This is a genomic window from Carnimonas bestiolae (assembly GCF_051251145.1).
Lineage (GTDB): Bacteria > Pseudomonadota > Gammaproteobacteria > Pseudomonadales > Halomonadaceae > Carnimonas > Carnimonas bestiolae.
Genome location: NZ_JBPCZK010000013.1, coordinates 1 through 11,321, shown reverse-complemented (window position 1 = coordinate 11,321; position 11,321 = coordinate 1). Strand labels below are relative to the sequence as shown.

10 protein-coding genes are annotated in these 11,321 nt (G+C 52.8%); 5 read left to right on the top strand and 5 right to left on the bottom strand.

The genetic code is table 11. The annotated features are described in order from the left end of the window. Positions 1 to 74: 74 nt before the first annotated feature. The 5 genes from R84865_RS12465 to R84865_RS12445 all read right to left on the bottom strand — a co-directional run bounded on the left by R84865_RS12465 (position 75) and on the right by R84865_RS12445 (position 5,776). The gene (locus tag R84865_RS12465; protein ID WP_435637575.1) at positions 75 to 332 is read right to left on the bottom strand and encodes a hypothetical protein; all 258 of its coding nucleotides are present in this window, start codon (positions 330 to 332) and stop codon (positions 75 to 77) included. Continuing rightward, positions 329 to 640 (bottom strand): hypothetical protein, encoded by a 312-nt coding sequence (locus R84865_RS12460; RefSeq protein ID WP_435639832.1) that lies wholly within the window; start codon positions 638 to 640, stop codon positions 329 to 331. The genes R84865_RS12465 and R84865_RS12460 overlap by 4 nt, the downstream gene beginning before the upstream one ends. Before the next feature lie 162 nt (positions 641 to 802). Beyond that, positions 803 to 2,035 carry a Tle-like phospholipase domain-containing protein gene (locus R84865_RS12455; RefSeq protein ID WP_435639831.1) on the bottom strand — a complete coding sequence of 411 codons (1,233 nt, stop codon included), beginning with the start codon at positions 2,033 to 2,035 and terminating at the stop codon, positions 803 to 805. A gap of 334 nt (positions 2,036 to 2,369) precedes the next feature. Beyond that, on the bottom strand, positions 2,370 to 3,677 hold the full coding sequence (locus R84865_RS12450) for an alpha/beta hydrolase family protein (protein WP_435639830.1): 1,308 nt from the start codon (positions 3,675 to 3,677) through the stop codon (positions 2,370 to 2,372). Positions 3,678 to 4,462: 785 nt separating this feature from the next. Beyond that, positions 4,463 to 5,776 (bottom strand): alpha/beta hydrolase family protein, encoded by a 1,314-nt coding sequence (locus R84865_RS12445; protein WP_435639829.1) that lies wholly within the window; start codon positions 5,774 to 5,776, stop codon positions 4,463 to 4,465. A gap of 884 nt (positions 5,777 to 6,660) precedes the next feature. On the opposite strand from R84865_RS12445, the gene R84865_RS12440 reads away from it, so the two are divergent. The 5 genes from R84865_RS12440 to hxsA all read left to right on the top strand — a co-directional run bounded on the left by R84865_RS12440 (position 6,661) and on the right by hxsA (position 11,194). After that, on the top strand, positions 6,661 to 6,921 hold the full coding sequence (locus tag R84865_RS12440) for a hypothetical protein (protein ID WP_435631425.1): 261 nt from the start codon (positions 6,661 to 6,663) through the stop codon (positions 6,919 to 6,921). A 607-nt stretch (positions 6,922 to 7,528) separates the two neighbouring features. Then, positions 7,529 to 7,855, top strand: coding sequence for a His-Xaa-Ser system protein HxsD (hxsD, locus tag R84865_RS12435; RefSeq protein WP_435631424.1), 327 nt, complete (start codon positions 7,529 to 7,531; stop codon positions 7,853 to 7,855). Beyond that, positions 7,848 to 9,308, top strand: coding sequence for a His-Xaa-Ser system radical SAM maturase HxsB (gene hxsB, locus R84865_RS12430; RefSeq protein WP_435639828.1), 1,461 nt, complete (start codon positions 7,848 to 7,850; stop codon positions 9,306 to 9,308). The genes hxsD and hxsB overlap by 8 nt, the downstream gene beginning before the upstream one ends. Before the next feature lie 27 nt (positions 9,309 to 9,335). Then, the gene (gene hxsC / locus R84865_RS12425) at positions 9,336 to 10,559 is read left to right on the top strand and encodes a His-Xaa-Ser system radical SAM maturase HxsC (protein ID WP_435639827.1); all 1,224 of its coding nucleotides are present in this window, start codon (positions 9,336 to 9,338) and stop codon (positions 10,557 to 10,559) included. Next, on the top strand, positions 10,556 to 11,194 hold the full coding sequence (gene hxsA / locus R84865_RS12420; RefSeq protein WP_435639826.1) for a His-Xaa-Ser repeat protein HxsA: 639 nt from the start codon (positions 10,556 to 10,558) through the stop codon (positions 11,192 to 11,194). Before hxsC ends, hxsA begins: the two co-directional genes overlap by 4 nt. Positions 11,195 to 11,321 lie beyond the last annotated feature (127 nt).

Genomic DNA, 11,321 nt, shown 5'->3' with positions numbered 1-11,321 from the left:
GCACTACCAACGAAAACGCCGACGTTAGTGTATAGCGTCGGCGTTTTTTCGTTATCGATAAAGCTTCCGCTACTTTACTCCAAAGGCCCAATATCCTCTTTGGCATTTTCCAAACGTAACACGTCGCGATTGAAGGCAGAGAACGCTGCTGACTGCGTTTCCCATTGCGCCAGCGAGCGCGCCAAGACGCCGATCAACCGCGGGTCGGGAAACGCATCATCCATCAATTCTTCTAGCAGACTACATGCTTGCTGGTATTCACCCGCCGATGCAATGCTTGCAATATAGCCAGCCTCGTCGAACAGCATCCGAGCCAACTGCACAGCGCTCATGGCCGTTGCTCATTCATCGGGGTTAGCGAGCACAGCAAGCGGTAATCGCTTAGCGGCAGAATATGCTTCACGTAAATATAGCGGCCACAGCTGCCCACCATCAGCACCAACTCAGGCGTTAAGCCACGTATCAGAAGCGGCTGCCAGCGCGCGAAACTCGCACCCAGCCGCCACGAACAAGGTGATGGCGCTAACCGTTGTTGTGCGTCATTGCCGTTGAGCTGAACGTAGGCGGCCGCCAACTGCGCCGCAAGCGCTGGATAGCGTTCGATAGCCTGCACGAAAGGTTGCCGGGATAACACCGCCATGGCTCGCCATCCTTGTTGATCACTCCTAAACAGACGCACCGTCAGGTGCGCCTTCCCGAATGAAATAACGGCATCCCTGGCGCAATATTGATATCTACCAAACAAAACGCGCCGCGAGAGATGTCTCCCACGGCGCGTTAACACCAGCGGCTGCGCTACTCGCTAGGCGAGTGCATCAAACGAAACGGTCTGGGCATTATCCGCTGAGCCCACGACATCGGCCCAATCGGCCAACGCAAGCGATGACACATCGGGCTGTGCGTCATCGGCTTCAGGCAGGCTAGCATCGTGATAGTCGTCGCGTTCCGCATTAGCGGCGATTACCTCACCAATGCCCTGATCGGCCACATCGAACACCTCACCACGCTGTTCGGCACCGGCATCCTGATCTATTGAATAAAGGGAAAGCTCAACGCCTAAGTTCAACGCTTGATTGCCCGGATAATGGAACGCCTGCTTGTGATCGTTGAACTCTTGCAAGAAACCGATGCCGTTGTTGTTGGCGGGGTCAGACATCCGCTCAGACAGTTCGATCTGATCCTGCACGTCCCCCACCATCACAACGTTACCCCAGTGCGGGTGGACCCCATTCTCGCTATCGAATTCAGCGGCGAGCGGCTGTACGCCCTCAACGTCTGACGCCAGACTGCCCCAGACATCCCCGTAATTGACCACGGAAATGAAGTTCGAGCCATCACCCACGGCACTCTCGGAGGGGGCGATGCCTTGCCCAGAAAAACTAATGCCACCGAGCCCGGTTTGCTGGGCGACATATTCAGCTTCGCCGCCGCCCAGCGAGTGGCCCGTAACAAAGATATCGTCGGAGGAAATGCCGTGCTTGCTCGCGTTTTCAGCGATGTAGCCAGTATATTTCAAGGCATCATCCTGAGCGGCTGAGGTTAGGCCAGCGGCCGTAGGCAAATTGGAGGCGTATTGGCCCGCCATTTGACTGGGGTTGACCTCGGACGTATCGCCACCGCCTGAACCAGAGAAGGCCACAATCAGCTGCGGATGGTCGTCGGTGGTTTGCCACACTCGCGCAGAAAGCCCAGAGGCCACATCAACCAGCTCCGCCTGCCGACCATTGATGGTGTAGGGAGCCAAGCCGTCCGGCGCATCGCCTTCCAGCACGTACTCGGCATTGGCCGCATCGATAAATTGCGACATCGTCGGCGAATGCGCCGCCTGATACTGTGCATCAGGCTGGGGAATCTCGTAATCGTTATCGAGGACGCGCAGGTCGGTTGGCGTCGAGTGGTGAAAATACGCTTGCGGTAGCGAAGCAAAAAAACTTTTGGCGATGTTGGTCGACGAACCGTCCAGACCGCGCGTTGCTTCATCAAGACGAGACGCTAGCGGCTGGAACCTATCAATAATTGACCCTGAGTCAGACACACGAACCTCCTTGCATGGCGCGCTAACGCAGCACGTTGCATCAATGCGTCGGCCGGCATTGGCAGCGTGCGCAGCAGCGCTATAAATGAAGGTTCATTGTGTTGAGGAGATGCTACAGCGATGTTAAATGAACGCTAATCTCGGCAATATTCGCCGAAACTAAACTAAATTTAAGGTTAGCAGCCACGAAGCCAGCGTCGCCCTACTGTTACTACAGCTGCAGTCACCAACGCTCAGCCGCATCGTATCGACGCCGACATAATCATGCGACATGAAAAAACCACCATCGCACAGCGATGATGGCTTGATCAGGATACTGCGATCTTTGCGGCAATCAGGCCACGGCGTCCAACTGTGCTGCATCGTCGGCACCCGCCACGCCCACAACCTGAGCCAGCGCGGCAGCGACATCGCTGTCGACCGAGGCAAGGTCAGCGCTGCTATCAAGCTGCGCCATTGCATCATCGCTGACGTTGGCGTTGATTGCCTGCGCCAACAGCGATTGCGCATCAGTTTCGGTGTCAGGCAGCGCGAGGTCGTGGTAATCGGTGCGTTCGTCGTTGGCCACTATCGTTTCAGCGATCGTGTGATCAGCGACATCGAATAGCTCGCCGTGCTGTTTAGCGCCGGGGAACCAATCCGTTCTTGGAATTTCCGGTGTAATGCCCAAATCCAATCCCTGGTTAGCCGGGAAGTGGTGAGAAAAACCACGAGCCAGAAATTCAACGACAAACACCAGCGCGTTGTCATGAAGCGGCGCGGCATATAGGTCGTGAAGATCCACCTGATCGTTGACGTCTCCCACGAGAACTACCGTACCCCAGTGCGGGTGCACGCCGTTTTCCACATCGAAGTCAGCCGCCATTGGCTGTACTCCTTCAACATCCGAAGACAGCGTGGCCCATGGATCACCATACGTCACTACGCTAATGAAATTGGATCCATCGCCCACCGCGTTATCGGATGGCACTATCCCTTGACCGGCCCAACTGACGCCGCCCAGGCCGGTCTGCTGCCCAACATATTGGGCCAGCGCACCGCCCAGAGAATGTCCGGTGACAAAGATATCGTCGGAGGAAATACCACGTTCATTGGCAGCGTCAGCAACGTAGCTGACAAACTTCACCGCATCTTGCTGGCCAACAGATTCCCATCCAGTGGCGGTAGGCACATTGCTAATAAATTGGCCAGGCACCTGAAACGGATTGGTTAGCAAGGTCAAGCCACCACCGGAGGGTGAAAATGACACAATCAACTGATGGTTATCGGTGGTTTCCCACACCCGCGCCGACATGCCGGACACCAGGTCGACCAATTCCGCCTGTCGTCCATCGATTTCAAATGGCTCTAGCCCTTCAGGAGCCGTGCCTCTGATCGCGTACGATGCGTTGGCCGCATCGAAAAACTGTTCCATGGTGGGCGAGTGCGTCGCTTGATATTCGATATCGGGCAACGGAATCTGGTAATCGCTATCCAGTTCGCTAATTCGGGTGGGGGTTGAGTGATGGAAAAATGCGTTGGGAAGCGACGCAAAAAAGCTCGCTGTCCCGTTAATCCAAGAGTCGTCGAAGAGGCGCGTTACTTCGTTGACAAGGTGGCCTACGCCATGCCAGCCATCGATCAGTTTCCCGTATTCGGACATTTCGAATGTCTCCATGCAATAATGAATAACGCTTCGCGTCGTGTTTTTTTAGTTGGCCGAAGCCATTGTTGCTCCACGCTTTTATCGTGGCCTTGCCGAAACCATCAATACCACCATCGTCCATAGCGCCGCGGAGCTACCCGCCCTCGTGCTACTGCCCACTATTACGTTCAGCAGCCGAATCGCATGATGGAACAGACCTGACATTCATTACACATTCAATACACCTAAATACGAAAATTAGTACACCTCTAATAATTCGCAAGCTATGAAGTCAACCGAGGCTTTATTATGCCAATAACAGATGGCTATATAGTGACATCGCTTCATCGCATATTCGCTCACTAGTGACCCCGACGCTGCCACTAACTGGCAACCAGTGCGTCACTGCTAGGCTTCAGCGCAAACCGGCGATGAAGTTGCCAACCACAATAATGTGCGTATCTACGCCGTTATAAATGGAGCACGCGAGTGAAACGAGCAGTAGACGCATGAGCAATTGGCTAAGCATCGGGCTAGCCCCTCACAAAACACGCAACATATTAATTAGATTCACGCTTTTATTGCCGCGCAACGAAGTTGCCCTGCGGGCTACACATCACGTGCGGGAAGACATGCTTGCTGGCGGTGCGCCTCGCAGCTTGGCCAGAGCCTACCAAGCGATGATATTCAGCTGGCACCGAAGAGTAACCAATGCCGCTACCATTAGCCTTGTAAGTAATACCCGAAAAAAACCGCGCGGTGACGATCCGCACGGTGTTCTCTACGGGATGCCGCTGCAGGAATTACGCGACTGCGTCCAGCTGCACACCCGCATCGGCACCTACCACTCCTACCACATCGGCAAGTGCTGCCATGCCACCTTGCGCCGAACCAGGCTCACCCCCCGTTAGCTCGGACAGTACGCTGTCTGACACATCAGCGCTTACGTTGGCGGCGGCGGCCTCAGTTAGGGCTGCCGGCACCTCCGGCTCACTGTCGGGCAACGAGGCTGCATGGTAATCGGTACGTTCTTCATTGGCCGCCAGCGTTTCGGCAATCGTTAAATTACCCGCATCAAACACTTCACCATGCTGGTGCGTGCCGGGAAAAGCGGAAACTATCGAGCCCCCCGCTTCAATTCCTAGATCAGCGCCCTGATTGCCCGGAAAATGGAACGAGATACCACGTTCAAAAAATTTCACCAGGAAATACAGCGCATTGTCGTGGAACGGTTTGTTGAAAGTATCTTGAAGTTCCTCCTGCTCTTGTACATTGCCTAATAACACCACGTTGCCCCAGTGAGGATGCTTTCCGTTCTCCGGATCAAAATCGGCCGCAATGGGCTGGGTACCTTCAATATCGGACGACAGCGTTCCCCATGGATCACCATAAGTAATCATGTTGATAAAGTTGGAGCCATCGCCCACCGCGCTGTCAGAGGGCACAATACCTTGCCCAGCGAAGGCCACGCCGCCGACTCCAGTTTGCTGCGCAACATACTCGGCAGTTCCTGCGCCCAACGAATGACCAGTAACAAAAATATTGTTAGAGGAAATACCGCGTTCGTTAGCGACCTCTGCAATGTAATTGGTAAACGCAACGGCGTCTTCTTGCCCTACCGACACTACGCCAGCCGCCGGAGGCACGTTAGCAAGAAACTGACCAGGAAGCTGCAGCGGGTTGGTCAAGACAGTGTCTCCCCCACTGGAGAACGCAAAGGACACAATCACCTGATGGTCGTCGGTAGTTTGCCACACCCTGGCAGAGGTGCCAGACACGAGATCAACCAATTCAGCCTGGCGACCATCAATCTCAAAGGGTTCCAACCCTTCAGGCGATTCAGAATTAAGAGCGGCTTCGGCAACCGCAGCGCCGTAAAATTCCGCTACCGTAGGCGAGTGTTCTGCTTGGTACTCGGTGTCAGGCGGCGGGATGTGATAATCGTTGTCCAATACGCTGAGGCGTGTTGGCGTGGAATGATGTAAAAGAGCATTGGGGATAGACGCAAAGTAGCTCACTGCATCATTCAGCCACGTGTCATCAAGACAACGCGTGACCTCATTGATTACATATCCTACCCCATGCAACTCATCGATAAATTTTCCGTATTCCGACATGTCAATATACCCTCATAGAATGATGGGAACGATCCCATTCACATCTCCGTGCTAGCCCCACGAAGCTGCCTTCAGCCGCTCCAGTTCCCGCTACTAAGCAGGATATTGAGCGTCATGCGTGTTAACGTGCGAACGATCACCAAGCATCAAGCTCTCAAGAAGAGAGGCCTCGACACCTGCATGCGCCGCCATCTTGGAGCAACGCGCATGGCTGGATTGCTTCTACCCGTCCAGCGATACACCAACCACTCTTGCAGCTTAGACCACCCACCAAAATTAGCTAGCAGGGTAACGAAATATTAAGAATCCTAATGAGTAGCTGGGTAACCAAATCTATGGACGGCCGAACGATAAGATGATCAACATCACTCCACACCACGTCGGGCGGCGTAATTAATTTACGTGGCAGTGAGTAACGGCTGATTTACACAACTATTACTTATGGTAATAACAACCATTACCGAGCACTTGCCCATCAGTGATAGTGCCCCAAGCCACTCCACGGCGATCAACGGTACAAAAAAACAATGGGTTACCATCGATATGGTTGTTATTTTTTCGATTTTCTAAAGGCTAAACAACCGAAACCTCTCCTACTATTGAGTAGAGCCGGTAATTAGAAATTTATACCACTCTAATAATGATATTTAATCGGCAATTATGAATCATTATGGAAATAACAACAGTAAACTAAATGCGCTGGAGACAGGCGGCCAGGGATGTCTTCAGCGCACGAAATTAGGGAAAACATCTCATCTGCGCCGCAAGATGCCACTCCAATTCTTAAATTAGTATTAAAATCAAACCAGCGGGATTGCGATATCCCGGAAGCACGTTTGAATAGCGTGTTTAATTATTCTCCTCTTACCGTTAGAGAACTTGTGATGAATAAGCAACTAATTCTGCTGTCTGCGGCACTCTCGATAGCGTTAACACTAACTGCCTGCGAATCCCTCAGCGCTTCTACATCCTCAAGCAGCAACGAAACCTTTTGCACCGCCAATACGGTTCGCGGCGATAGCAACATGCGCGACACCGACCGCAGGACCATCGAGCACTATGGCTGCCCAAGCCAAAGCGGTGTGACAATTGGCGAAGACAAAGGCGACACCATTCAATGGCGCGGCCCTATCAACGCACAGTAAGCTAACATCAAGCGCCGCGATCATACGTGGCGCTTCCTCGACACACACTACTGCCCAAAACGCAAATAAAGCCGAGCAGCGAATAGCGAGCAATAACCGCCAAGCCCCCAATGCCGTAAACAGTCATCGCTTTGGTCTAACTGTTCACTTGGTGTGATGGGCACATTTCCAGCGTCAACGTCTGCAAGTTGGCACTAGGGATCTAGCGCTGCCGCTGGAAGCGGCTTGGGGTTCGTAGGGGCTGTTTGAGAAGTGCCTCGGCAAGGCAACCGTCACCACTGCCGGTATAAACGGCATGGGGATGAAATGCCCTATCTCGGCCACCGCCAAGAAGATGCCGAGTATATTCGCCGAACGACCTAACCTGACACTCCTAAACGAGCGCGTGCCCTTTCCAAATGGCTTCCAGCTCCTCGCTTGTCTTTTTGATATTAAAAACACCTGCACTATTATTTTCATGTACTATAATTATGCTATCGGTCCTCTATGACTAACGTTTTCGTCACTTATCGAGAATAATTCTCGAAATCACCAGGATCAATAACCATTCTCAAGTAAAATTATTATCATTATGCGTCATTGATATTCAGCAGGACGCCAAGTACATATGAAAGATCAATCAGAAAAATCCGTTACACTTCTTTGGAGTACCAGCCTCAATATCGACGAACGCATTTATCCAATGCCGGTGGTCGAAAAGTCCATTTACTGGCTAGCCGATAAACTAACCATCCTTGTTACCCGTGACGGGTCCAGTAATCTATCGCTCTCGATACGTCCAGCGCATGGTGCCTCGCCGCTTCATCAGAGAGAGGCAATCGATTTGATTGTGCGAAATCTCAATGATTTTCTGCTACGAGAAAGAGTAAAAAATGAAACCCTGGAAATTAAGAAAACGCTAATAAAAGCGGCTCTTTCGACTCACTATGAATAATCTTCTCTCGCGAACCATCGCCACTGATGCGCCCTACCAATTGCTTCCTTTTAATTTTTTTCGATTAAATGGCGCGCACAAGAATATATTGGTCACATCAGAAACCGGCGAGCATCTTTATCTTGATGAGCCTCAGTTAGATCATTTGATCAATAAAAGGTTGGATTCACGTACGTCACTTTATCGCGACCTCCTGGCCCGCCACTTTATATTTGAGCCCAACGTCCACGACCCATTGCCGGAAATGGCGGCACAGTACAGAAGCAGAAAAAGCTTCCTTGCTGACGGCGTTGCCCTGCACATCATTGTCGTAACGTTGCGATGTAACCACACCTGCCAGTACTGTCAGGTTTCCAGGGCACCTCTTGGCGGCAGCATGCACGATATGTCGATAGAAGATGCCGATCATACGATCGAGCGTATTTTCGAGTCGACATCTCCCACTCTGACCGTCGAGTTTCAGGGCGGCGAAGCGCTGCTGGCCTTTGAGCGTATCGAATACATCGTTGAGAAGATTAGCCAGCGTAACGTTACTGAGCAGCGGGATATTCAGTTCGTTATCAGCAGCACGCTTCACCATCTGGATGATCACATGCTGAATTTCGCCAGCGCTCATAATATCCACTTCTCAACCTCGCTGGATGGGCCGGAATTCCTTCATAACGCCAACCGACCGACACCAACGAGGGATTCATACCAACGTACCTTGAACGGCGTGAAGCGCGTCAGAGACAAGATGGGCAATGGCAGCGTTACGGCATTGACCACGCTAACTCGTAAAAGCCTGGATTACCCCACAGAAATCGTCGACGAATACGTTAAGCAAGGCTTCTCCAGCATCTCGTTACGGCCGCTGAGTCCTTACGGATTCGCGGAGCGCTCTGCCAAGCGATTAAGTTACACCGCAGCAGACTACAGCGACTTTTATCGCAAAGCGCTCGATCACATTATCGCGCTCAATCAGCAAGGGCACTATCTATCAGAAGGGCTCGCCAGCCTGTTTCTGACCAACATACTAACGCCTTTCGCGACTGGCTACGTTGACCTTCGCTCCCCCGCAGGCGCAGGCGTCGGAGTGCTTGTGTATAACTACGACGGCAAGGTCTATCCATCCGATGAATCGCGCATGCTGGTGGAAATGGGTGATGACCAACTGTGCCTAGGAAGCGTGGCTTTACCGCTATCCGAATTGCTCGCCTCGCCTGTTATTGACTCACTGCTGGCCGCTGGCGTTGCCGAGTCACTGCCCGGATGTGCCGACTGTGCACTACTGCACTTCTGCGGAGCTGATCCTATCGACCACTACGCGCGGCAAGCCGACCCCATTGGACATCGAGCGTTCAGCCATTTTTGCCAGCGCAATACACAGTTGCTGAGCCACCTGTTCGAAGTGCTACGGGACGCACCATCGACAACTCAAAACACCTTGATGACGTGGGTTGGCCGACACTAGACCTGCATATATTGGAAGACTGTTGCCATGGCGAGATTAACGACGCGCGCATGTATCGACAATTTAGCGCAGCCGCGCATGTTCAAAGTGATTACCCTCTCAGAGTTTATTGCCAAAGGCACACACTCTTGCGCAGGATCTGCCACGCACGATGACTTGTTACTGTGGGTAGATGCCAACGCCGCGAAGCTTCCTCTTGAAGGACTACCGATAGGAGGCCTTTTTTCCCAAGGTAAACCACCGCTACCTATTGTTTTAGAAGGCCCGCACGTCCATTCACTAAAATATAGCGAGGTAGTAAACCCGGGCGACGTGATCGTCGTGGATCCACGTTCTTCGCTGGTCAGAGTGCTTTACCGACGAGGGGCTAACAGCAACCTGCTATTCATTACTGATCGTTGCAACAGCGAATGTCTGATGTGCTCGCAACCGCCGAAAGACGTCGACGATGCGTGGCACATCGAAGAGAATCTCGCCTTACTAAATCTTGTTGACCCAGGAGAAGAGCAGCTAGGCATTAGCGGTGGAGAGCCCACACTATACCGTGACGGCTTGCTTCGCATACTCAAGAAAGCCAAAGCATGTAATGGCGATAAATCTCTTCATTTACTTAGCAATGGGCGCCAGTTAGCGGATAACTTCTGGATAAACGCACTGCGAAACATCGATCATCCCAGCCTAATGTGGGGTATTCCGCTCTACGCAGACAATGCCCGCGATCATGACCACGTTGTGCAGGCACCGGGCGCGTTCACCGAGACTCTTCAAGGTATCTATAATCTAGCGCGCGCTCATCAGCGCATTGAAATACGCGTCGTATTAAGCAACCTGACCGTCCACAGGTTACCAGCACTGGCCTACTTCATATTCCGCAACATGCCCTTTGTTCGCCATGTCGCGTTTATGGGCATAGAGAACATGGGGCTGGCGAAAAAGAACTACGGCCAACTTTGGATAGACCCGCTGGATTATCAGGACAAGCTGAAAGAAGCCTGCGAATACCTGGACATCCTGGGTATCCCAGTGTCGATTTATAACTTGCCCCTGTGCATTTTGGACGCGTCGCTCGTCCGCTTTTACCGGCGGAGCATTTCCGACTGGAAAAACATTTATATCGATACCTGCAGTCAGTGTGCAGCAACAACCGTGTGTGGAGGCTTTTTCAAATCGCACTCAGAGCGCTGGCAAAGCCGCGGCGTACATCCGATGAGTGACGAACAGCTTATTGAATATGCCGAGGCATTCGCATGAAACTAAAAGAACGTTGGAAACTGCTGATTAGTCATTCGGCAGCACTTATTCCTATCGCCAGCCTGCAACCCGCCTATGCAGGCATAGATGCTCAGGAAAATTTCTCGGCGCTTGACTATAACGACGTCCCGCCCGAATTTACCAATCCATTGAATCGACTGGACGCCGTCAATCTGTACGCAGCGCACCGCTCGCACAGTTCCCATAGCTCACACAGCTCGCATAGTTCCCATAGCTCCCACTACAGCGGGTCGTACGCGCGCTCCTACACACCGCCGCCATCCCCACCTCCAGCGCCGGCCCCAGCAAGAACGACCACTTATGAGAGCAGCGGCGCCTCGGGGTATGATAGCGGCAGTCGCGAAGTTCAATCACTATCAAGCGCGGGCAGCGAGCCATCATCCACCCCACCGGCGCGCACCTCGCGCATCAATACTCAAACGCTCTCAGATCTGGTATTGCGCGTTCAAATCGCACTCACGGTGAGAAAGTTCTATTACGGCCCCCTCGACGGCATTTTAGGCCCGCAAACACGGCGTGCCCTGAAAGCCTACCAGCGCGAGTCTCATATCACCGCATCCGGTAAAATGGATATCACAACGCTTAGTGCGCTAGGCATACAGCTGCCTGAATAATACAGGTCAGGAGAACGCGGTTGGCGGTTGGCGGTTGGCGGTTGGCGGTTGGCGGTTGGCGGTTGGCGGTTGGCGGTTGGCGGTTGGCGGTTGGCGGTTGGCGGTTGGCGGTTGGCGGTTGGCGGTT